Consider the following 22810-nt stretch of genomic DNA (forward strand, 5'->3'; position numbering starts at 1 on the left):
GTTTACCGCTACAAAACAAGAGGAAGGACCGGCGGCATAAAAACCTTACCAAGCCCCCAAAATAAAAAAAGCGACCCGATGGCCGCTTTTTTTATCAACGCCGTATTAAGCCTTAACGCGACGACGAGCCATACCCAACCCAAGCAGGCCAATACCCAACAACAGCATGCCACTAGGTTCTGGCACAGAAACACCTGTTACTCTGATGCTATCTTTCTCACTCGCAACAATGCTACCGCCCACTAAACCATGGGTAAGAAAATCGTGCGTGCCAACTTCTTTACCAGTGAAAGTCACTGCGAAAGTAAATGAACGAGAAACACTACGGTCAAAACTGCCCACCGCACTATCACCCACGCAAGCACCAGTGTCGGCTGTCAGGCACGCAACAGAAACATCAACGCCCGGCATACCAGCACCCAGATCATCGACAGACACTTTGCTATAGGTAGCAAATGAATCCTCAACGCCAGCTAAAATAGATGCTATCAGTGCATCTGAACTTATAGCGCTGGAAACAATAGAACCACCGGTCGCAGTCGCCAATACGGTTGGATCAATACCACCCCATGAAGTGCGGGTCATATTGCCGAAGTCAATCCCAATAAAGGTGACATCATTCGCAGCCAAAGCAGCTTGTGCACCGGCCAAGGTAGAACCGTCAGACTCTTTGAAAGTTGCATCACCTAACGCAATAACGAAACGCGATGAACCTGGTCTCCAAGATGTGTTTTCAGCCGCTAACTTAACGGCATGAATACCTTCTTCAGGAAAGTCACCGCCATAACCGCCATCACCCAAGTTAATAGCATTGATTGCTGCTGCACCTGCGACGGCATCAGTAGTGAGGTCAGTATTTAAACCCGAGCCCGGCTCACTGTAGTAGCCGGTGCCAGTGGCCAAACTACCAAAGCCAGAAAGACCAGCCAGCAAATTACTCGCCGCTGTTTTAGCAGCATCAATAACGCCACCCATACTGCCAGAGGTATCAATCAGGAATACGATATCAAGGACACCACTAGAAATGGATTCTTCGATGGTGACAGTTTTGGTGATAGTTACGCTTTCACCTAAGCCCAAGGTTGCAGAGTAAGTGTCAGGAGAGATGGTGTCAGCATTTACCGCAACTGGCAAAAACAGTGCCGCCGACAATGCGATTTTTTTAAACAGATTCATGGCTTAAGATCCTTCATCAATAAAACAAGTGATTGGTTTAGGTATAACAAAATTAATGTTGCCCTAAATTTTGTAAGTCGCGGATACACTTCACTGAAAAGGCTCTTATATAACAACGAGCCTTTTAACTGTCCTTAGCGACATACAGCAATACCAAAAAGCAAAAAATGAGCCAGCCCAATAAAAATGTTTAATATCAAGCACAAAGAGCACCGCAATGGCGCGCCACTGTATTTGCCGTGTAAATATCTTCGACAACCAAAGGCTGCGCGATGAAATAAACAAAAAGTCGGCGAGCCCCCAACAACAGCGGCACCCGCCTCTAAGTAGAGGATTGAGCAGAAGGGTTATTTCAACAAATAGACCACATACACCTGCGCGGTAATTTTCATCACGCCCGGCTCAAAGGGTTCTGAACTATCTGACGCCCTCATCACACCCATTTCTTTTGCTGAGCTACCCATCAACTGGCGATTGGGGCGCAGTTCCCAGCGCTCGTTGCCGCGATTATTAAATTCCGAAATCGACCAGGGCTCACCTGCGGTTTTGCCTTGGGATTTTGCCAAGCGATTTGCGCGCGCCTTGGCATCATTCATGGCCGCGGTTTGCACTTTTTCTTCCACCGCTTTTTTATCGGCAAGCGTCAGATTGGTGTTGATGGTTTCAGAAATGTTGGCATCGACTAGCGCCTTCATCATCTCGGGATATTTTTTTAAATCGCGCAGATTAATATCCACCTGGCGCGATACATTATTGCCGGTTAATACCCGCTGGCCGTCTTTGTATTCATAATCGGGGCGAATGTTGAGCGCGGTGGTGGCGATATCATTAGCTTTGATACCAAATTTTTTCACTGTCTCAATTAGCAGGCGCGAGCGCGCATCCACATCCGCTTTGGCTTTGGCGAGATCCAGATCGGACTTTTGAATACTGAGAGTAAAAGTCATCATATCCGGTTCCACTTCCAGTTCCGCCGAACCTTCTACATAGACATGGGGCTGTGCAGGCAGAGGGGTTGCCGAAACACCAACAGTCGCACCGACACTTAACAGCAAAGCAGTAATAACCATTGTCAATTTCATAAAAAACTCCAGTGGGAAAACGTGGCTTCACTATAGCGGCCGAAAGTGAATATCACCCGAATCAAATGTTTAAAAATGTAACCCCATCAGTTTTCGGGCAAAATGCACCGCTCAACTGATTAATGAGCTGCCATGTCAAACCTCGATCTCCAGCAACTTGCCGCCGATATCAAACTCTGGGGGCGCGAACTCGGCTTTCAGCAAGTCGGTATTACCGATATCGACTTGGGCGACGCGGAATTGCGCCTGCAAGAGTGGCTGGCCAAAGGCTATCAGGGCAGCATGGAGTGGCTCGCGGCGCACGGCAATAAACGCTCGCGCCCGGCAGAGCTGCTGCCCGGCACCGTGCGGGTGATCTCGGTGCGCATGGATTATCTGCCCGGCGACACCCAGCAAATCAAAATCCTCAAAGACCCGACCAAGGCTTACATATCCCGCTACACCCTCGGGCGCGATTACCACAAGCTGATCCGTAAACGTCTGAGTGTACTGGCGCAAAAAATCGACGATGCACTGCCCTGCGACTATCCGAACAAAGGTCAAAACCGCGCCTTTGTCGATAGCGCCCCAGTGATGGAACGCCCCTTCGCGGAAAAAGCCGGTTTAGGTTGGACGGGTAAACACACACTGATTCTTAACGATACGGCCGGCAGCTGGTTTTTCCTCGGTGAGATTTTTACTTTTGTGCCGTTGCCCGTTGATCAATCCACGCAAGTCAATCAGTGTGGCGAGTGCACCGCCTGCCTAAAAGTCTGCCCCACCGACGCCTTCCCGCGCCCCTATGAGCTGGATGCGCGCCGCTGTATTTCTTACCTGACGATTGAAAACAAAGGCGCCATTCCCGAAGAATTCCGCGAGCCCATCGGCAACCGTATTTTTGGCTGCGACGACTGCCAAGCCATCTGCCCTTGGAATAAATATGCGCAATTCACCGGCGAGACGGACTTTTTACCGCGCCACGGCCTCGCCGATAGCGACTTGGTCGATCTCTTTAATTGGAGCGAAGAAGAATTTCTCGCCCGCACCGAAGGCTCGGCGATTCGCCGTGTAGGTTATGAAGGCTGGCTGCGCAATATCGCCGTGGGTTTGGGTAATGCGCCTAGCGATGAGCGGATTATTCAGGCGCTGATGAATAAAAAAGATCAAGCATCGCCACTGGTGCAGGAACATATCGACTGGGCGCTAGTGCAACAAGCCAGTCCTCAGCGACGACGCAAGCGGAAAATCCGCAACGACATTAGGTGAGTGTCGATTTTTTTTACCAAAAACAGCAACAACAGAATTGCGTCACACTTTAATCAGTTTCAGCGCCCAAAAAGTATGCCGTTTTCGTAGACTGCGGCGCGCAGTAGCAACTGCGTTTTTATCATTACATCAAGGGATTTTTATCAGCATGAAAGTCAATAAACTCGCACTGGCAATTGGCATTGCCTTCACTACACTGGCAGCGGCTCCCTCTTACGCACTGTTGATCTCTACCAGCGTAAAAGCAAGCACATCGGTTAGCATCAACGGCACCACCAATGCTGATAGCGTTAGTTCCTCAACCTACGCCCTCAGTGAATCTGGACTTAACACTGAGTCACCGGTAAGAGCGAATGCTTCCGCATCAGCCTATGGCAAAGACACAGGTGAAAGTGGCCTGAAAAGCTATGGCTCACCATTTCTGGACAGAAGCTTTCTGTCAACCAACCTGGATTTATCCTCCAACGCGAGCGTCCTGCATACGGCAACTATTACTAACGATACCGGTACAGGACAAAATATCGACTTCAGTTTTTTAATCCTGAGCGGTGAATTAGGGCTTGGCTATTCGGACACATACAGCGACGACAGCACTCTGATTCAATCGGGCTACTCGGCGGATATCCGCGTTAATGGCGTAAGCCTGTGGGATAGCTCTGCCAGTCTTACTGCGGTTAACGACTGGTGGAATGGCCAAAGCCTAACCACCAACGGCACCACTCTTGGCGCACTAAGCGGTGATGGTGTGACTTACCAATGGGGTAGTTATGCGGGTCTATTGAACTTGGGTTATCTCGCCGCAGGCGCCTCATTAACTCTGGAGTATCAACTCAATACTTACGTTAATCAGTATTTAGCTGATGCAGGTTATGCCCACACCCCAGAGGCTCGTTTCGACGACCCATTTGGTTTTGGTTCCACTCCCATCTTTGATGTGAGCAACTTTGTTACCACCAGTAGCGGTGCTCCGTCGACAGTGCCCGAACCAGCAAACACCTTGCTGCTGGGTGCTGGTCTTGCAGCTTTGGCGTTCCGTCGCCGCAAAGCGCGCAAAACCGCTGTATAAGTAGTATCAACTGCTATCCCCTTTAAGGGGATAGCAGTTCCAACATATCCTCTACCAACGCACCTATCTGTTCATCCTGTGAAAATCCCCGATACTGCTGCGCCAGCATTTGGCTGTTGTTAGCCAATACCTCACAGCCCAACGCCTGTTGAAAAACAGCAGCATAGTCAGTATTAGTCGCATCCGCTTTCACGGCATAAGCCAAGCCCATATCACTTAACCGACGCGCCAACATGGTTTGTTCCATCTGCGTGGGGACAATTACATGGCGCACACCGGCCAAAAGGCATTGTGCGCTAACACCCATTCCACCCTGGCTAACTACCATCGTCGCTTGCGCTAACACACTGCGCATGCTGACTGGCTGGGCTTCAATCCGTAAGGAACTGGTAGACCAGGCCTCGCGCTGGGTTTCGCTCAAGCCCGGAATGTGGAGCAGAACTGCGCAAGGCAATTGCGCGAGAGCGGTAACCACTTGCTCCAGATGCACCAATTTCGGCGTGAGATAAGCAAAAACCCGCGCTTCCGCCCGCACGTCCGATAACATCGGCCACTGGGGCTCCAGACCTTGATCAGCACTGAACAGCGGCCCCCAGTAATCCACATCCGCGCGCGCGCCATAGTGATCTAACTCCGGCAAGGTACATAAATAGGGTTCAGCGCGATCAAAGATATCGCCCAGGCTGCTGAGAGCCTGACCACCACATTGGTGCATGGCGTAATTGATATTAGCCAGTAGCTGCTCATCCAAACCGGCATCTGGCTCAGACAGACTCGGGGTAAATAGTGGAAATCCTGAAGCAAAGGGAGGGATAACAAAACCCGTGCCGATTGCAGCAACCGGTAGGCCGAGAGCCTGTGCCGCCAAAATAGCTGTAGGGGCGTGATCGGCAATGACTAGGTCGGCCTGATACTCGCTTAACAATGTTTGCCAAGCCGCAACGTACCCTGCTAACACCGTTTTATCGAGATAACCTATAGCGGCCAAAATACCGCTGTAAGAGTAAGAATCGCGCTGGCGCGGGATAAAATTTGGGATCGGCGCTTGCACACAAGTCACCCCATCGCCCAACAATCCTGCGTGCTGCAAATTGCGCAGCGCAAAAATCACCTCGCAGCCACGTGCCTTGAACGCCTGCGCCAAGCTAATAAAACCGGTGATATGGCCGTAATTTCCACCCAGCTCCCAACAAAATACCACTCGTGTCATTGTTATCTCTACCTTGAATATTGAGAAGGAGCGCAGCCTAACCAATGCACCACAAGGCGGCAACATCCAATCACATTAGATAAATTGCACCTCGCTATGACGAAAATAGCCATAAGTTTTGCCCCTTGGCTGTTTTTTTGCGCCACAAACAGGAATAATACGCACCCCCTCAAGAGCGCAGCCGTTAGAGCAGCGCCGTTAGATAGAAATCGGTCAATCTCTGCTCCCTGGAATACACAGGAAGGGTAACGGGTGATAGGGACCGGAACCGCCCTGTTGAATTGCGCCTGAGAGCCAGGACATCAACCACAACGATAGGCTATTACTACTATGAAACCACTTTCCGATATAGGCTTGGTTGGCTTGGCTGTGATGGGTGAAAACCTCATCCTGAACATGGCTAGCAAAGGCTATACAGTCACCGCTTACAACCGCTCCGTAGACAAAGTAGACAGCTTCATCGCTGGTCGCGCAGCGGGCAAAACCATTCGTGGCGCGCGCTCAATTGAAGAGCTGGTCGCCTCATTGGCTAAACCACGCAAAATTATGTTGATGGTTAAAGCCGGTAAAGCGGTAGATGATTTTATCGAACAACTGATTCCGCACCTTGAAGCTGGCGACATCATTATCGATGGCGGCAATACTCACTTCCCCGATACCGACCGTCGCACCGCATACCTCGCGAGCAAAGGTTTACGTTTTATCGGCACCGGCGTTTCCGGTGGTGAAGAAGGCGCATTGACTGGCCCATCCATCATGCCCGGCGGCTCACCTGAAGCCTGGCCGTTTGTGAAAGATATTTTCCAGGACATCTCCGCCAAAGTAGATGACGGCTCACCTTGCTGTGACTGGGTTGGCGAGAACGGCGCTGGTCACTTTGTGAAAATGGTGCACAACGGTATCGAGTACGGCGATATGCAGTTGATCTGTGAAGCCTACCAATTGCTCAAAGAAGTAGTTGGCCTGAGCGCAGACGAAATGCACCAAGTCTTTGCCGAGTGGAACAAAGGTGAACTCGACTCTTACTTGATCGAAATCACCCGCGACATCCTCGCCTACAAAGATGAAGATGGCTCACCACTGGTTGAGAAAATCCTCGACACCGCTGGCCAAAAAGGTACCGGTAAATGGACTGGCGTAATCGCACTGGATCTGGGTGTACCTCTCACGCTGATTTCTGAAGCGGTATTTGCGCGCTGCCTGTCATCGCAAAAAGCTGAGCGTGTTGAAGCAGCGAAAGTCATTAAAGGCCCAGCCGTGAATTTCACTGGCGACAAACAAGCCTTTATCGATGACCTGCGCAACGCAGTATTTGCGTCAAAAATTATTTCTTACGCACAAGGTTATTTATTAATGCGCGAAGCGGCCAAAGAATACGGCTGGCATTTGAACTACGGCGGCATCGCATTAATGTGGCGCGGCGGTTGTATCATTCGCTCATCTTTCCTCGGCAATATCAAAGAAGCATTCGATAAGAATCCTGAATTGAAAAACCTGTTGCTGGATGATTACTTCGCCAAAACCGTTGATGCAGCCCAAGCTGGCTGGCGTCGTGTAGCTGCTGCGGCAATTGTTAACGGCATTCCCGCCCCGACAATCACCTCTGCACTCACCTACTTCGACGGCTACCGCACTGCGCGCTTGCCAGCAAACCTGCTGCAAGCCCAACGCGACTACTTCGGCGCGCACACCTATGAGCGCACCGACAAACCACGCGGTGAATTCTTCCACACCAACTGGACCGGCCGCGGCGGCAACACCGCATCGACCACTTACAACGTTTAAGTTTTTAAACGCGGTGTGAGAAAAACAAAAACCCGAATCAGCAATGGTTCGGGTTTTTTGTTGGGAAGTTAAAATGGAGATAAGCATGAAGGTTTATAGGTTTGAAAAAAATTCTGCAACGCGACTTCAAACAATTTTGAATAGCGAGATTCATATATCTTGCCCAGAAGAATTCAATGACCTAGATGACTGTTTCTTACAAGGAATCTTTACACCATATGTCGATGACCAGCACAACAAAAAGCTAAAAAAATGTGTTGATATTCTTTACCCAGAAAATCAGTATGATCATTCACCATTTCCTGAAGAAGCAGTAATTGAATTAAAAAGATTTTTCGCCTCCTTCGAATCACTTGAAAACCCTATCAAGTCCAAACTTGATAGAAACTCAATAGTCAGAAAAATTAGAGACCTATTGAGAAAAAGAACCGGTGTTTGTTGCTTTTTTAAAGATGCACCCACACACCCTTTGATGTGGGCGCATTATGCGGACAGTCACAAAGGCTTGTGCATTGAGTACGAAGTAGACAAAGAAAACCCATTATTCGCTATCAATTATTCCAGCGAGCCGCTAGAACCATCCCTTCACGAATTGCTTCTATGCCCCAATGAGACCCTAACCCGCATACTTACAACAAAAAGTATCGAATGGCAGCACGAAAAAGAAGTTCGTCTTATTTCGTTAAATACATTTGAAAATGGGGAAAAGGGAAAGAATATAAGCTTACCAATGGCAATGCACCCCACTAAGATAATTACCGGTGCTAATTTTACACATTCAGATGAACCACCACATTTAGAAGAGATAAGAGAAAAATTGAACATCGATGTGATTCTGTATAAAAAATTTATCGCCCAATTAAAACACATTGACAGAATTTAGCTCGTAGGTTGGGCAGCCATGCCCAACAAAACTTTTATTATCAAAGTTCTATGCCTATGAAAAATATAACCGATATCGCACCACCAAAACCCCCGAACGACTCGATATTGGAGGGTATCAAAAGAGGAGAAAAAGCCATCAAGGAAGGAAATGTATATACACACGCACAAGCCAAAGAAAAACTTAAAAAATGGCTTAAACCTTGAGGTGTTTGGCATTGCTGCCCAACCTACGGCCCAATAAATAATTAATCGACAAACGCAAAGGAATACCATGAACAACCGCTGGCTTTACGAAACCACACTCAAGGGCAATCGCGTCACTCTTGCTCCGTTAAAACGCGAGCACGCGGCAGAATTACTCGAAGCCGCAGCTGATGGTGAATTGTGGAATCTTTGGTACACATCGGTGCCCAACAACGAAACCATTACCGCGTATTTGGATCACGCATTTACAGAGCAAGCTAACGGGCGCGCCCTGCCCTTTGTGGTAATTGAAAATACCACGCAAAAAATCATTGGCAGCACCCGCTATTGCAATGCAGACAATGCAAATCATCGCCTGGAGATTGGTTACACTTGGTACGCAAAAACTTTTCAGCGCACAGACGTTAATACCGAGTGCAAATTGTTATTGCTTAACCATGCCTTTGAAGCACTTGGCTCAATCGCTGTTGAGTTTCGCACGCACTGGCACAATCAGGCATCGCGCGCGGCGATTGCTCGATTAGGCGCAAAGCAGGATGGGATTTTGCGCAACCATCAGAAAAACGCAGAGGGGATTTATCGCGATACAGTGGTGTTTTCAATCATCGATCAGGAATGGCCAACAGTGAAGAAGAACCTAGAATTCAAAATGCTGCCATAAATCAGGCTGCGACACCCAACATCACAGGTAAAAAAGTTTTTTTGCCGCGTATTACCGCCCAACCTCCCGAGCACCCTATTTCTCGTGCCACATCACAAACCCGTCATTTCTACTATGAAAACCCGCCAAATCCGCTACTAGCTGCTATAACTTAATGCAGTTCGGCCACACATAACCGCGCAAGAGCGATAACAAATTTGCGGTCGACAGCACCCTCTACTACAGCTAGCGATATAACAATGACACCACGCTTGATTCTATTTCTGACACTTACCATTGCGCAGTTTGCGCTGATGCCTGCCAGTCATGCGGACACCGCTGTCGCGGAGGTTGATTACCCCAAAAAAATCCACTTCCGCAACATTATGCAAAATCAGGACATCGCCCTCGGCGAAGTTGAATCCATTTTGCAGGACTACCAAGGCTTTATGTGGTTGGGTGGGCGCAATGCGCTGCTGCGTTATGACGGTTATGAGTTTTTGCCGATTTCCGCTGTGAAAGACCCGACCAATGTGACTGAGACAGAGCCGGTCAATCAGGTGTTGGAGTTACTGGAAGATAAACACCACAACCTCTGGGCGGCGACCCGCTCGGGCCTGTACCGCTATGATCGCGATCGCGAAGTTCTGCTGCCAATAGATGTGCCCGCCGGCTTGCTGGAAGCCGGCGGCGCGATCAATGCCATTGCTGAAAGCCCGACGGGTGATATTTTGATTGGCACCGCCACTGGCTTTGGCATTCTCGATCAAGGAACGGGGGCAGTGACTATTTTGAACCAACAAAACGGTGGCCTGCCAAGTAATCAGGTTAACGATATTTTGATGGATCAAGACAATGTGGTATGGCTTGGTTTGGACAGCGGTTTGGCGCAAATGGATTTCATCACACGCAAGGTCATACTGCATCTACCCAGCCCTGAAAACCCCAAATCAACTTTGGAAAATACCCTGCGCACACTCGCCGTTGATCGCGCGGGCAGAGTGTGGGGCGGCAGTGATTTAGGCATTTTTCGCTTTGACCGAAAAAGCCAAGCATTCACGCGCTACCAGCACAATCCCAAAGACCCAACCAGTCTGCCGATAAATTTCTTATGGAGCCTGTATGTCGATAATAGTGGCCGGATGTGGGTTGGCACAGACGGCGCAGGACTAAGCCTTTACAACGAGCCTCAGGACAACTGGCTCAGCTATAGCCGCAGCGACGGCGGCGCAGGCCAGTTGAGCAGCAATGTTGTCAGACGTATTTATGAAGATCGCACCGGCGACATTTGGGTCGGCACCTATCCCTCGGGTGTACATTTATATGACCGCTCAAGCATTGGCATCAGAGCCTATCAAAAATCAGCAATCAGCCACCATGGGCCGATGGACAACAATGTCGAGGCCGTAGTCGAAGACAAGGAGGGCAATATCTGGGTGGGCGCCAATGGTGTTTCGCGTTTTGATCCACACACTGATTTATTCACCCACTATCCTTACAGCCCAGGGGAGGATTCACCAATTGCCGCGCCGAACATGCTCTTTGGCACTATCGACTCCCAAAATCGCCTGCTGTTTGGATCTTGGGGCGCGGGCGTACAGGTTTACAACCCCACAACGGATAGGTTCGACAGTCTTCCGGTTGACCCGGACCAGAGCAGGCGCGGCGAGAAGACAGGAAGTACGCTGAATGACCTAATGGTGTGGAATGTTTTTGAGGACAGAGAACACAACATCTGGTTCGGCACACACTACAACGGACTGACTAAATTCGATCGTAAGACCGGCGTATATTCTTTCTTCCCGCACAGCGAAAGCGGCCCCCACAGCTTATCCAGCGCCGTGACCTGGGTTTCCTATGAAGATTCGCAAGGACGGTTTTGGGTGGGTACCGCCTATGGGCTGAACTTAATGAATCGCGAGAATAATAGCTTTAAGCGCTATCTACCCGATGACAAAAACCCCCGCAGTCTCGCAAATGGTTCCGTGCTCGCCATTTACGAAGACAGTAAAAAACGCCTGTGGTTTGGCACCGATATGGGCTTACACCTGTACCACCCGGAGACTGATGATTTTACTCACTATGGCACCCGCAACGGCTTTGCCGACCCTGGCATTCGCGCAATTACGCAGGATCATCAGGGCAACCTGTGGGTCGGTACCAATAACGGCGTAGTGCGCTTTAACCCCGATACCCTGGCAGTAAAAAATTACACGCGTTTTAACGGCGCCTTAATTGGCGGCATTACCACTGGTGCTGTGACATTTACCCGCGCAAATGAAGTGGTGTTTGGGTCTCGCAATGGTGTGTATTTTTTTGATGTTGATCAGCTCGAAAGCAATCAAAACCAACTTGCTCCGGCTATCGCAATTACTGACTTTCGCCTGTTTACTGAAAAAGTGCCCGTTCACGGACCACACAAGTTATTAGATAAGGTGATCACCCAAACCAGTGCTATCACGCTGAATCACACCCAATCCATGATTTCCTTTAGTTTTGCCGCGCTGAATTACCGCGATACCGAAAAAAATCTTTACGCCTATAAGCTGGAAGGTTTTGACAATCAGTGGCGCGAGGTGGGCAACCAGCGCACAGCGCTCTACACCAATTTGCCTGCTGGCAGTTATCGGTTTCGGGTGAAGGCCAGCAACAACGATGGTATCTGGAATGAAGAAGGACGCAGCCTACAACTCACTGTGCTGCCGCCACCGTGGAAAACCTGGTGGGCCTACACCCTTTACATCTCGGTTGTTATCGGCCTGCTTCTGATGTTTGTCCGCACTCAACATCAAAAAGTAGTAGTAGCGCGCAATATTAGTCGCGAGCTGGAACATAAAGTCACCGAGCGCACCGCTGAATTACGCAATAAAAACGCGGAGCTTGAAGGTGCTTATGCGCAGCTCGAGGCAATCAGCCTGTCCGACCCGCTGACCGGTTTAAATAACCGTCGCTACCTGCAAAAATTAATCCCCATGGATATAGCCAAAGTGCAGCGCGAATACGCTCCACCTGCCCCCGATCGCCTGCCGCGTCCAAATACCCGAGACCTCACATTTTTTATTCTGGATGTGGACTTTTTTAAAGCAGTTAACGATACCCACGGCCATGCGGCGGGGGATCAATTATTGATTCAGCTCTCGGATGTGCTGACTAAGATTTGCCGTGAATCGGATTGCGTAGTGCGCTGGGGCGGCGAAGAGTTTTTAATTGTGAGCCGGTTCGCCGATCGCGACGAGGCACCATTGATGGCTGAGCGCATTCGCAAAAGTATCGAGCAGCATAATTTCACCCTACCCGACGGCAATATTTTGAAAAAAACCTGCTCTATGGGTTTTGCCAGCTTCCCTTTCTTGCGCGAACACACTGCAACCCTGTCCTGGGAACAGGTGATCGATATCGCCGACCGCGCGCTCTATGCTGCAAAAAAATCCGGCCGCAACCGCTGTGTTGGCCTTGCAGCTAACGACAATACACCAGAAGACAATTTGTACCCCCGAATAAGCCGTGACCTGTCCAGCATGATTTATAACAATGAGCTCGCCGTGATAAGCCCATCAGAAACACCACTCGTTTGGGCGTAACAACTACTCATCGAACAGAGACCTTACGAGCAAGGCCAGATCAGGTGCGAGTTTAAATTCGCTACCGGATCTGGCTGCTGGGTATAGCCCTATTATTTTTTGTGCGCCGCTTGTAAATAAGTTGGCGCAATCTCGGTGGCGAAATACATTACGGGCACTAAAGATGCATTAGCGTCGATAGAAATTTCACGCGATGACCAACCGGTCTCCGTCAGCGCAAACATTTTCATCCCCGGCTGCGAGCCAAACTTGGGCATGGCAGGATCATTGGCATTGGTCCAATTGTTTGGCCCCAATACGAACTTGCCACTGTTTTTATCATCGACCAACGCATCGTGCGTGCGCTGAACAGCATGCTCTATGTGCGGGTAATCGGGCGCTGTCAACATGGCTAGCGCAACCCCATTCGTACCGAACATCTGATCTAAGACGCGCAAAACGCCGTTGGTATAACGAACAGCAGCCGAGTGCTTGCCGCGCGCATGGCTGATATCCGCTGCCCGCATAAGGATACGCGCATCATTGAGTTGCATACGGTTAGAACCCCAACGGAAATTGTTATCCACATCATTTTGGTCTGCCGCATCCCATTTATCGGATTTCACATCAAAGGTTACGCCGGGATACCCAACCTCTTGGTGTACCAGCACCTGTTCAGCGTAATGAAACAGATTTTTTTCTGCCTGGGTGAGATCAATGCCAGCAGGTTTTAGGGTTAAGAGGGACAAGGTTGCCTCGGTCGATACGGCTCCCCAGAAAAATTGACTCACACGTTGATGGTGATTGTGAGAGAGAATTTTTGACTTGAGTGCAGCAGCATCTTTCTCGTGCCCTAATGTTATTGCGGCGAGATACACTTCAACCAACGCAGCGTAGTGATCATCGTTGACATTATCATCACGCGGATCGAACTCGGGGCCCGACGCACATGGGGTGCGATCACCCTGCGGGTCACGCCATAATCCCCAATTATCATTGTTGGGGTAGTAGCCACCCTCACCACCAAACGAATCTGGCCCAAGGCATACAAAATCTTCTGTTTCGGCATTGCGAAGCGCGTTGTACGCATGCTGGTATGCAAGAGCGGCATCCTCTGCCGAACCATAACGCGTGTGCAAGCGAGCCATAGCACCCAAACTGCGCGCCACTGAATAAGTAGCTTTGGTTTCCGGCATAGAGATACATGAACTGCCCTTTCCTGTCGTTTCCGTACACTTCGCCCAAGTGTCATTAGAGTTGGTGTGCAACTTGGCTACAGCGAGCTTTTGACCAGGGAAAATCAACTGGTACATGGGGCTCGCAAAAAATACCAATTCATCAAAAACGCTACTCATACCTGCCCGCTTATCGCTGTAGTAGGTATTAATCGCGGGATAAGACTCCAGCAGATTGATCAATGACCACTTGGCCTCAGCGGCATTGACTGGGTAATAGCCTTGATCGCCCGCATCGGCAATAAAATTCATGGTGAGCTGATGGTTCGTCCAATCTTTCACTGAACGGGAAAACACATCCCCTTCGCGGCGATGGCTTTTGAAGTATCCGTACACATCCAGTTTGAGATCGCCGTACGGATCATTGCTGAGTGCAAAAGGGTGGGAGGTATGCTCACCCACGGCAAGAAAATAGCCGTCGCCGGGGGTGGTGAAATGAGAGAAGTCTATTCGAAAAAAGCTGTCGCCCGATGCGTGGTCGTTTTGATAATACTGCTTACTCTTACCCTGCGTAAGAACCTCGCCTTTTGCATTCAACAACTGCCATTTAATTGGTGTTTTATCGCTCGACATGAACAGAGCGATTTTCTGTTGCAAGGGTAAATATCCCGCGTAATTGATTCGAAAGGGATTGGCGAGCTGAGAGCCATCGTCGAGATTGGGCAGGGCTGCAGCCGTCAGGCGTGAAGATGATTGAGCAGGCTTCGTCGATTCACATGCTGCCAGCACCAAACCGAAAATAACGAATGAAACCAAGGTGAGCACTCGCCCACCTGCAGTTATTGACCGAGAAAAAATGTTAGGCATTGTAGTGTCCTTTTCACCGCACAGGTGTTAGTTATCGTTATGGGGCAAGACGAGCGCCTGCCACTAAATTGCTAAAAGCCCACCTATCATAGGTTAGGCATAAAGCCGCAGCAAACCCCTACACGACAAGATACACACCATCGCTCGATAAACGGGTTAACGAACAATCCAATAGCGTCACAAAACTGTAAACGAATAGCGGACAAAACCCGCTATGCTCAGCACACCCAAGATTGTTGCGGCACTGCTTATGACCAATCGCGAAATAATTACCGCTGTGGAGCAACCCTGTTTTCGCAGCGCCGACGTGCAACAAGATTTCCACCAAAAAATTCCCGAGCTGTTACAACTGGAGCAGCTGATAGGCGAGCACAGCCACCTGCTGCACGCCTGTTGCGAAACTACCGTGCAGCATGGCGCGATGGAATTCCCGCTCTACTCACTCAGGCTCGGCTCAAGTGCGCCCAGCGCGCCAACCCTATTGCTTACCGGTGGCATTCACGGCATTGAACGGATCGGCAGCCAGGTATTGATCGCATGGCTGCAATCTCTGCTGGAGCGGCTGCGGTGGGATACAGGTGTGCAACAGCAGTTGCAACAACTGCAATTAGTGATCATGCCGATAATGAATCCGGTGGGGATGTATTTAAATCAGCGCGCCAATGGCAATGGCGTGGATTTAAATCGCAATGCGCCGATTGATGCCGAAGGCCCAGTGCCGCTGCTTGGCGGCGGCCACAGGCTCGGGCCATTTTTGCCCTGGTATCGCGGGCGTAAACGCGGGCAGATGGAAGCAGAAAATAGCGCATTGGAGCGCGTCATCCGGCGGCAAGTGTTTAATCGCCCGTTTGCCACAGTGCTCGATTTGCACTCAGGCTTGGGCATGCAAGATCGCCTCTGGTTTCCACATGCCTATCGCAAAAAAGCCATTGGTAATATTGCTGAATATATTGCATTAAAAATGTTGTGGGAGCGAAGTTACCCAAATCACACCTATTTATTTGAACCGCAATCAATTCATTATTTATCCCACGGCGATCTGTGGGACTATTTTTACTACCAATCGCGCGCGCAAAACCAACCACATTTTTTACCGCTAACCCTGGAGATGGGTTCCTGGATGTGGGTGAAAAAAAGTCCGCGTCAACTGTTTAATATGGCGGGATTATTTAATCCGCAAATTCAACATCGCCACACACGGGTATTGCGCCGCCATATTGTCTTGTTGGATTTTATGCTGGCCGCCACGCTCAACCACGCCCACTGGCTGCCCGATAAAAAACACGCAGAAATACTGGCGCAAACCGCTAAGAGTCTGTGGTTTTGAAAACAGGTGAGTTTTTGAAAGTACAGAGAGGTTGAATAAATGCAGTTAATTTTATTGCGCGGCCTCGCACGTGAAGCCGACCACTGGCTAAATTTCCCCGCACAACTGCAACAGGCACTGGGCGACAACTGCCAAATTCATTTAGTCGATTTCCCCGGCTGCGGAAAATATTTTCAGCAGCCCGCACTCACATCCATTGCCGCCATGACCGATCATGCGCGCGCCGCAATCGATATAGCCGCAATCACTACGCGCAATGAAGCAGTCTACGTGATAGGCATTTCGATGGGTGGCATGGTTGCACTCGATTGGGCGCAGCGCTACCCACAAGAATTGCGCGGATTAGTGTTAATTAACTCCAGCGCGGGCAACCAACCTTTTTGGTGGCGCCTGCGGCCTACGGCATGGCCAACCATGATAAGTGCGCTGCTAAGCGATAGCCGAACACGCGAGGCGCGGGTCTTAAAAATCGTCAGCAATAACACTGCAGATTATGCGCAGCATTTAGAGCAGTGGCTGAGTATCCAGCAACAGCGCCCTGTCACCCGCGCAACGATTGTGACCATGCTGCGCGCCGCAGCCCAATTTCACCCACAAGCCACCTGCACAGTGAATGGCCTTGTATTAGCAAGCCAACACGACCGCATGGTCAGCGTGCGCGCAAGCGAGGCCATAGCCGCGCAATTTGGCTGGCCCATCCATAAACACCCGTCCGCCGGGCACGACTTACCAATGGATGATCCGCTGTGGTCGATCAAACACCTGGCAAGCTGGATCAATCAACACACTTAACCGTATTAATTACGGACACCGCTCTCATAAAATCACATAACTGTAACCGGTTACCAATCCATCAAGTAAGACAGCCTCAAAACTTCTTTATACAAAACATAGAGTTACCATTTTTTATATTATTAATATCAAAATAAAACATAAAAAATCACTTGTTTGTGTAAACGGTTACATATACATTTGGTTTTAGTGTTAGATGAAAAACACATGCAATACACGAATGAGATTTCTAACAATAATCAGCTACTGGAGTGCTCCATGAGAAATACTTCGCGCAATAAAATAAAACTATTAACCAAAATCATTGCATTTTATGGAGTGGCTTCATCGCCATTCTCTATGGCAAGCAATGACACAGATCAGGTCGAAGAAATTGTAGTATTGGGTATCAAAGGAGCGATAAGCAGGGCAGTCGATATCAAGCGTGAATCCAATAAAATTGTAGATTCTATTTCAGCTGAAGATGTGGGCAAGCTGCCTGATACAACAATTGCAGACTCACTACAGCGAGTGCCAGGGGTACAAATCAGACGCTCTGCTGGGGAAGGCTCAACAATTAACGTGCGTGGCATGCCCCAGGTAGGGGTGCAATTGAATGGTGAACAATTTATTAGTGCCGGCTCCATTACGACTACTCAGCCCGATTTTACCGATATACCTGCGACTTTATTATCCGGGGTGGACGTCATCAAATCCTCCACTGCCGATATAGCCAGCGGTGGCATTTCCGGTACAGTTAATTTAAAAACTCGTCGCCCTTTCGATCTGAGCGACGGTTTGACCGCAGCAGGCTCACTTGAAGCATCAACGGGCTCTTACTCCAGCGAGCTTGATCCAAAAAGCTCAGTATTTGTTGGCTGGAATAACGACGACGCGTTTGGTGTAGTGGCTACCGTAAGCGCGTCAACATCTAATTTAGCCAACTACCAATTAGGTAGTGTAAACCCCGACTGGCTGGGCTTACCAAATGAATCCTGGGCATGGAGTATCGGTCATGGCAGCAACCCCCAAAATAGTTATGACGCTAACCACGACGGTGACACTCAAGATACTTATGTGGCATTTCAGGGGCACTCCGGACTAAATCGTTTCACGGAACGAGATCGCTTGGGAGCCTCTTTATCTACCCAAGTTGCGCTGGCAGATTCATTTGAATTAATTGCCGATGTGTTTTACACCGAAATGGATGAATACAATCGCTCAGTAGGCTTTGTTGCCAGTAATTCATGGCGTGAATGGGGTTGGTTTAATCCGTTGGTTACCACCGAAGTAGAACCCGGTTTTCATACTGTACAAAAAGCCGAGCTTGAGGCACGCAGGGTGATGGCTTACGCCAAAACAGAAAACACTTTTAGCGACTCATTAAACGCCAATGTTGAACTGAAATTTGATAATGGTGGGCCATTCACTGGCTCTGTGCGCTATCTCTCGGGTTCCGCAAATTCAGATCGCATAAATAGCTATGCAGACTCCTATATATCAGATGGTCGTTCGCAGGTTGGAGCTACAGCCAATTTCGGCGATGGTCTGGTCGCCGTGAATCAGCGCGGCCTGGCCGGGCAACCGCTAAACTTTTATGCAGGCAACACTGGCGGACGAAACGGAGTTCCGATTACCGTTGACTACACGGGACAACATCCAGCTTGGGATTTCTCCAAGGTAGGCACAATTACCAAAGAAAATTATTCCCTTGTCTCGCTCTATTCGGAGAATAACTATCGCGCCGAAACGGATATGGACGCACTGCGCGCAGATGCAAGCTATGAATTTGAGTGGACTGACATTAAATCCATTGATGCGGGCATTCGTGTTTCCGATCGCGACATTGCACGCAACTCCTATGATCTAGTCGCACCTTTTACCAATAATCAAACCGGCCAGATCGGTTATGCCAAATGGAAAGATCCCGCCGGAAAATGGGGCACCCTGTCTAATGGCAGCTATCTACCTTTTACTGCAGATACCACCAGCACATCCACAGCGCCCGGACTAGACGAGCGCGGCTGGATTATTCAAGAGGATGATTTCGGCCCGGCAAAAGGCCTACCAGCAGGCGGCTTTTATTTTGTTGACCCCAAGGCTATGGATAACACCTTTGCTTTTCATGAAGCCATATACCCAGGTCACATTGAAGCGCCTTTGCCAACGCAAACTTTTGCGGTTAATGAACAAACCGAAGCCTTTTACTTACAAGCAAATTTTGAAGGTGACACAGGGGCATCAGGGATTGGATATCAAGCTAATCTAGGCGTTCGTTATATCAATACCGAGCTGACTACAACCCAGCACTTTGAAGGCAATAGCTTCATGGTGCCGAGTGCAGCAGCAATTTCAGGCGCACCGCCAGTTATTGGTGGTGAAATCGTGACAGTCAATAAATACGATGACTGGCTACCTAGCGCCAACATTAGCTTTGATTTGGCGGACGATAAAAAATTACGCTTTGCCTATTCCAAAACAATGACAAATCAAGATGCCAATGATTTGGGGCTGGGCTTAAAAGTAACACGCACTATCGACCCGAATGATAACAATCGTTTTAAAGCAGTTAGCGGCAGCCTCTTGGGCAACCCCAACATGGCTCCATGGCGCTCGGACAATTTTGATATTTCTTTTGAATGGTATTTCACCGACTCCAGTTTATTTAGCATTGGAGCATTCAAAATGGATATTGAATCCTTTATCGAAACTGCCAGCACACAAATGGAGCTACCTGACTCCGATGGCCAATACACGCAAGGTATGCTGCCCGTTACTCTGCGCCAAAATGGCCAAGGCGGAAGTATTGAAGGCCTGGAAATGGGTTATCAACAAGCGTTTGATTTCTTGCCGCGCGGCTGGGATGGTTTTGGTATAGCCCTTAATTACACCTACGCCCCAAGTGAAAGCGCCAACAAAGGTTATGCAGGGGAACTGTTACCCATAGCAGATAACTCTGAGGAGCAAGCCAATATCGTTTTATGGTATGAAAAAGATGCACTGCAAGCGCGACTCGCCTACAACTATCGCAGTAAACGGCTGATTGGACCTCGCGACATTTGGGGGACTCAGTTTGGATACTGGCAATCGCCAACAAGCTATTTGGACGCTTCGATTAGTTACGACATCAACGAGAACATTACCTTATTTGCGCAAGGTACCAACCTCACCGAAGAATATGAGAACAATTACCTTCAGTGGGAATCGCAGATGGTAACTCAAAATATATACGAACGCCGTCTAAACCTAGGCATAAGAGTCCGGTTTTAAGATAGCACTATCCTTTTTAGCGTCCCCTTTCCTCTCACACTTTTGAAGTGTGGGAGGCTTTTTTTTAGGAGCTTTGTATGATTCATTTCACTAACAAATGGAAGAGTATTTTCCCTCTCTTTTTTTCATTTTTGCTTTTTGCATTTAGCAGTCACTCAATATCAAAAGAAGCCGCTCAGCCCAATGTGATACTGATTATGGCGGATGATCAAGGCTGGGGGGATTTGGGTTTCAATGGCAACAAAATAGTAGACACTAAAAATCTTGATAGTCTCTTCTCCCAATCCGTTGTGTTTGATCGATTTTATGTAAGCCCGGTTTGCTCACCAACAAGAGCAAGTTTATTAACCGGACGCCACTCACTGGCCACCGGTGTATTCAGTGTGACCCGAGGTGGAGAAAAAATAAGTATTGCCGAAAATACAATAGCCGAACTATTACAAGACAAGGGTTATAGCACCGGAATTTTTGGTAAGTGGCACAATGGGCTGCAATATCCTTATAGTCCAAACGGACAAGGCTTCGATGAATTTTACGGTTTCGCAGATGGGCACATCACCCGCTATTTTGATGGAAAAATCCAGCACAATGCCAAAGCCATTAAATACACCGGTTATTTGCCAGATCGTTTAACAGATGCCGCGCTATCCTTTATAGAAAAAAATAAACACACCCCTTTTTTTACTTATCTCTCTTTTAATACTCCCCACAGTCCATATGAGCTGCCAAAAACATTATTTGAAAAGTACCAAGCCAAGGGTATAGATAATAATGCGGCTGCTGTTTATGGCATGATGGAAAATCTTGATGACAATGTTGGCCGTGTACTACTGAAAATAAAATCCCTCGGCATAGAAAAGAACACCATTGTTATTTATCTGTCTGATAATGGCCCTGCATTTGGGCATGGACATCATCGCTTTAATGGCCATATGAAAGGCTGGAAAGGAAAAGTAGACGAAGGCGGAGTAAGAGTGCCCTTCGCAATTTATTGGCCGGAAAAATACAAAGCCACAAAAATTGACACCATCGCACAACACATCGATGTTGTGCCCACCATTTTGGATTTGGTTGGACTTCCGATAAAAAGCAATATTCACGGTTTAAGTTTGCTGCCGCTGTTAAATAGCGACGCAAACAGCGGTAAAACTTTCTCCGACCGAATGTTATTTACCCATCATTTCCGCAATACAACAAGGCCAGACCAACAGCCCGTGCAACATAACCCTGGAGCAGTACGCCAAGGCAATTGGATCGCGGTATTAGACGAAACCGATTCCTGGTATCTGTTTGATGTTAAATCTGATCCCAGTCAGAAAAATAATCTAGCAGAAAAAAACAAAGACGTTTTGCGTCACTTGTCGAGCGTTTATGATAATTGGTACGAAAAAACTGTAGCTGAACATGGTGCATTTCGGCCACTACCCATTCATATTGGCTATAAAAACTTTCCCGAAACTTTTCTTCCAGCGCATGAAGGAGAACTGCAGGGAACCGGCATTGATTACAAATTTAAATACGGCTGGTCACACGATTGGATCACTACCATTGGCGCCGATAAAAGCGTTGCTTCCTGGCCCATTAGCATAATGCAGACAGGCAAATACCACCTTTATATTGGTTACTTCGCACCAGCCGATGCAGCGGCAGGGCAAGTAGCGCTTACTATTGGCGAGCACACATTAAAGCTGAATAAATTCAAGCCCTATATTGCCGCAATCGACGAAGGCAAACGCCTTTCTTACACAGATGAAGCTCCGGCTGTAAGTTGGAAAGAATACGATGTCGGCCAGCTAAATTTAACTAAAGGAGATAGCAGTATTAAACTTATCTTTAATGATTTTGACCCGCAGCACTCGTTAAATATTGGCTACATCAGGGTGGTATACAAAGAATAACTGCTTAATGGCAATTAACTATCGCAAAAAAATATCACACCAAAAATCCACATTGACCTGATGAATACCGATAAAAATGAACAAACTTTTTAATGTAATTACTCGATCATTAATGCCTATAGTACTGGCCTTTACCGGGCAGAGCTTCGCAGCGACATTACCGCACAACCACCAAAACAGCGAATCAACAGATGGACTGCGCATAAACACATTGAAAAATTCTTTAGAATTTTTCAACCGCTATGCCTATAACAAGGAACTCAACACCTATTATTCCGAAATAGCCAATGATGGTGCAGTAGTGTCTACGCGTATTCATACCGTCGCCCTGAGCAGGTTAATTTATAGCCTTGCTTATTCAGCAAAATATTTTCCGGAAAATATTCAAAAAGCCAAAGACTCAGCCAACTACCTATTAAATAACCTGGTCGCTAGCGACAACATTGGTCCTTATTTTATTCCGTCTATAGCCAATGGCGTGGCAGAAACAAATGACGTGCTCGATATATGGCAGCAAGCCTACGGACTCACGGGGTTAACTGAGTTGTATCGCAATACCGGCGATGCAAATTTACTTAAATAAATTCACGGTTTACATGACGCATTTGTGCGCCGATTTCATGATCGCCAATACGGCGGCTTCTACAAC

16 protein-coding genes are annotated in these 22810 nt (G+C 48.4%); 12 read left to right on the top strand and 4 right to left on the bottom strand.

The genetic code is table 11. The annotated features are described in order from the left end of the window. Positions 1-105: 105 nt before the first annotated feature. Positions 106-1176 carry a PEP-CTERM sorting domain-containing protein gene (locus AC2CG4_RS06010; protein ID WP_484485386.1) on the bottom strand — a complete coding sequence of 357 codons (1071 nt, stop codon included), beginning with the start codon at positions 1174-1176 and terminating at the stop codon, positions 106-108. A 347-nt stretch (positions 1177-1523) separates the two neighbouring features. Then, positions 1524-2258, bottom strand: coding sequence for an SIMPL domain-containing protein (locus AC2CG4_RS06015; RefSeq protein WP_484485387.1), 735 nt, complete (start codon positions 2256-2258; stop codon positions 1524-1526). Between the two features lie 132 nt (positions 2259-2390). Here AC2CG4_RS06015 and queG point away from each other — a divergent pair, with 132 nt between their 5' ends. Continuing rightward, positions 2391-3503, top strand: a complete 1113-nt coding sequence (queG, locus tag AC2CG4_RS06020) for a tRNA epoxyqueuosine(34) reductase QueG (RefSeq protein WP_484485388.1) — start codon at positions 2391-2393, stop codon at positions 3501-3503. Between the two features lie 148 nt (positions 3504-3651). Further along, a complete protein-coding gene (locus AC2CG4_RS06025) occupies positions 3652-4569 on the top strand; it encodes a PEP-CTERM sorting domain-containing protein (protein ID WP_484485389.1) in 918 nt (305 codons plus the stop codon). A gap of 22 nt (positions 4570-4591) precedes the next feature. On the opposite strand, the gene AC2CG4_RS06030 is transcribed toward AC2CG4_RS06025, so the two are convergent. Continuing rightward, on the bottom strand, positions 4592-5779 hold the full coding sequence (locus AC2CG4_RS06030; RefSeq protein ID WP_484485390.1) for a glycosyltransferase: 1188 nt from the start codon (positions 5777-5779) through the stop codon (positions 4592-4594). Positions 5780-6109: 330 nt separating this feature from the next. Here AC2CG4_RS06030 and gnd point away from each other — a divergent pair, with 330 nt between their 5' ends. The 5 genes from gnd (at position 6110) to AC2CG4_RS06055 (ending at position 12874) form a co-directional block, all read left to right on the top strand. After that, complete coding sequence (gnd, locus tag AC2CG4_RS06035; RefSeq protein ID WP_484485391.1) at positions 6110-7564, top strand: decarboxylating NADP(+)-dependent phosphogluconate dehydrogenase; 1455 nt, start codon at positions 6110-6112, stop codon at positions 7562-7564. 85 nt (positions 7565-7649) lie between these two features. Continuing rightward, positions 7650-8447, top strand: coding sequence for a DUF2971 domain-containing protein (locus tag AC2CG4_RS06040; protein ID WP_484485392.1), 798 nt, complete (start codon positions 7650-7652; stop codon positions 8445-8447). A 56-nt stretch (positions 8448-8503) separates the two neighbouring features. Next, on the top strand, positions 8504-8653 hold the full coding sequence (locus AC2CG4_RS06045) for a hypothetical protein (RefSeq protein WP_484485393.1): 150 nt from the start codon (positions 8504-8506) through the stop codon (positions 8651-8653). A 67-nt stretch (positions 8654-8720) separates the two neighbouring features. Then, a complete protein-coding gene (locus AC2CG4_RS06050) occupies positions 8721-9314 on the top strand; it encodes a GNAT family N-acetyltransferase (RefSeq protein WP_484485394.1) in 594 nt (197 codons plus the stop codon). 239 nt (positions 9315-9553) lie between these two features. Beyond that, the gene (locus AC2CG4_RS06055; RefSeq protein ID WP_484485395.1) at positions 9554-12874 is read left to right on the top strand and encodes a ligand-binding sensor domain-containing diguanylate cyclase; all 3321 of its coding nucleotides are present in this window, start codon (positions 9554-9556) and stop codon (positions 12872-12874) included. A gap of 92 nt (positions 12875-12966) precedes the next feature. Here the strand turns inward: AC2CG4_RS06055 and AC2CG4_RS06060 are convergent, their stop codons facing one another. After that, positions 12967-14895 carry a cellulase N-terminal Ig-like domain-containing protein gene (locus AC2CG4_RS06060; protein ID WP_484485396.1) on the bottom strand — a complete coding sequence of 643 codons (1929 nt, stop codon included), beginning with the start codon at positions 14893-14895 and terminating at the stop codon, positions 12967-12969. Between the two features lie 214 nt (positions 14896-15109). On the opposite strand from AC2CG4_RS06060, the gene AC2CG4_RS06065 reads away from it, so the two are divergent. The 5 genes from AC2CG4_RS06065 (at position 15110) to AC2CG4_RS06085 (ending at position 22744) form a co-directional block, all read left to right on the top strand. Further along, the gene (locus tag AC2CG4_RS06065; protein ID WP_484485397.1) at positions 15110-16222 is read left to right on the top strand and encodes a DUF2817 domain-containing protein; all 1113 of its coding nucleotides are present in this window, start codon (positions 15110-15112) and stop codon (positions 16220-16222) included. A gap of 39 nt (positions 16223-16261) precedes the next feature. Beyond that, positions 16262-17014: an alpha/beta fold hydrolase gene (locus AC2CG4_RS06070; RefSeq protein ID WP_484485398.1), complete on the top strand. Its 753-nt coding sequence runs from the start codon at positions 16262-16264 to the stop codon at positions 17012-17014. A 258-nt stretch (positions 17015-17272) separates the two neighbouring features. Next, complete coding sequence (locus AC2CG4_RS06075) at positions 17273-20263, top strand: TonB-dependent receptor (protein WP_484485399.1); 2991 nt, start codon at positions 17273-17275, stop codon at positions 20261-20263. Between the two features lie 77 nt (positions 20264-20340). Continuing rightward, on the top strand, positions 20341-22161 hold the full coding sequence (locus AC2CG4_RS06080; protein WP_484485400.1) for an arylsulfatase: 1821 nt from the start codon (positions 20341-20343) through the stop codon (positions 22159-22161). Positions 22162-22237: 76 nt separating this feature from the next. Next, positions 22238-22744 (top strand): hypothetical protein, encoded by a 507-nt coding sequence (locus AC2CG4_RS06085; RefSeq protein ID WP_484485401.1) that lies wholly within the window; start codon positions 22238-22240, stop codon positions 22742-22744. Positions 22745-22810 lie beyond the last annotated feature (66 nt).

The sequence above is a fragment of the Cellvibrio sp. ATLC23 genome, from assembly GCF_057196725.1.

Excerpts from the sequence above, each read along its gene's own strand:
- AC2CG4_RS06010 (WP_484485386.1), bottom strand. The coding sequence starts at position 1,176 with ATGAATCTGTTTAAAAAAATCGCATTGTCGGCGGCACTGTTTTTGCCA.
- AC2CG4_RS06015 (WP_484485387.1), bottom strand. The coding sequence starts at position 2,258 with ATGAAATTGACAATGGTTATTACTGCTTTGCTGTTAAGTGTCGGTGCG.
- queG (WP_484485388.1), top strand. The coding sequence starts at position 2,391 with ATGTCAAACCTCGATCTCCAGCAACTTGCCGCCGATATCAAACTCTGG.
- AC2CG4_RS06025 (WP_484485389.1), top strand. The coding sequence starts at position 3,652 with ATGAAAGTCAATAAACTCGCACTGGCAATTGGCATTGCCTTCACTACA.
- AC2CG4_RS06030 (WP_484485390.1), bottom strand. The coding sequence starts at position 5,779 with ATGACACGAGTGGTATTTTGTTGGGAGCTGGGTGGAAATTACGGCCAT.
- gnd (WP_484485391.1), top strand. The coding sequence starts at position 6,110 with ATGAAACCACTTTCCGATATAGGCTTGGTTGGCTTGGCTGTGATGGGT.
- AC2CG4_RS06040 (WP_484485392.1), top strand. The coding sequence starts at position 7,650 with ATGAAGGTTTATAGGTTTGAAAAAAATTCTGCAACGCGACTTCAAACA.
- AC2CG4_RS06045 (WP_484485393.1), top strand. The coding sequence starts at position 8,504 with ATGAAAAATATAACCGATATCGCACCACCAAAACCCCCGAACGACTCG.
- AC2CG4_RS06050 (WP_484485394.1), top strand. The coding sequence starts at position 8,721 with ATGAACAACCGCTGGCTTTACGAAACCACACTCAAGGGCAATCGCGTC.
- AC2CG4_RS06055 (WP_484485395.1), top strand. The coding sequence starts at position 9,554 with ATGACACCACGCTTGATTCTATTTCTGACACTTACCATTGCGCAGTTT.
- AC2CG4_RS06060 (WP_484485396.1), bottom strand. The coding sequence starts at position 14,895 with ATGCCTAACATTTTTTCTCGGTCAATAACTGCAGGTGGGCGAGTGCTC.
- AC2CG4_RS06065 (WP_484485397.1), top strand. The coding sequence starts at position 15,110 with ATGCTCAGCACACCCAAGATTGTTGCGGCACTGCTTATGACCAATCGC.
- AC2CG4_RS06070 (WP_484485398.1), top strand. The coding sequence starts at position 16,262 with ATGCAGTTAATTTTATTGCGCGGCCTCGCACGTGAAGCCGACCACTGG.
- AC2CG4_RS06075 (WP_484485399.1), top strand. The coding sequence starts at position 17,273 with ATGAGAAATACTTCGCGCAATAAAATAAAACTATTAACCAAAATCATT.
- AC2CG4_RS06080 (WP_484485400.1), top strand. The coding sequence starts at position 20,341 with ATGATTCATTTCACTAACAAATGGAAGAGTATTTTCCCTCTCTTTTTT.
- AC2CG4_RS06085 (WP_484485401.1), top strand. The coding sequence starts at position 22,238 with ATGAACAAACTTTTTAATGTAATTACTCGATCATTAATGCCTATAGTA.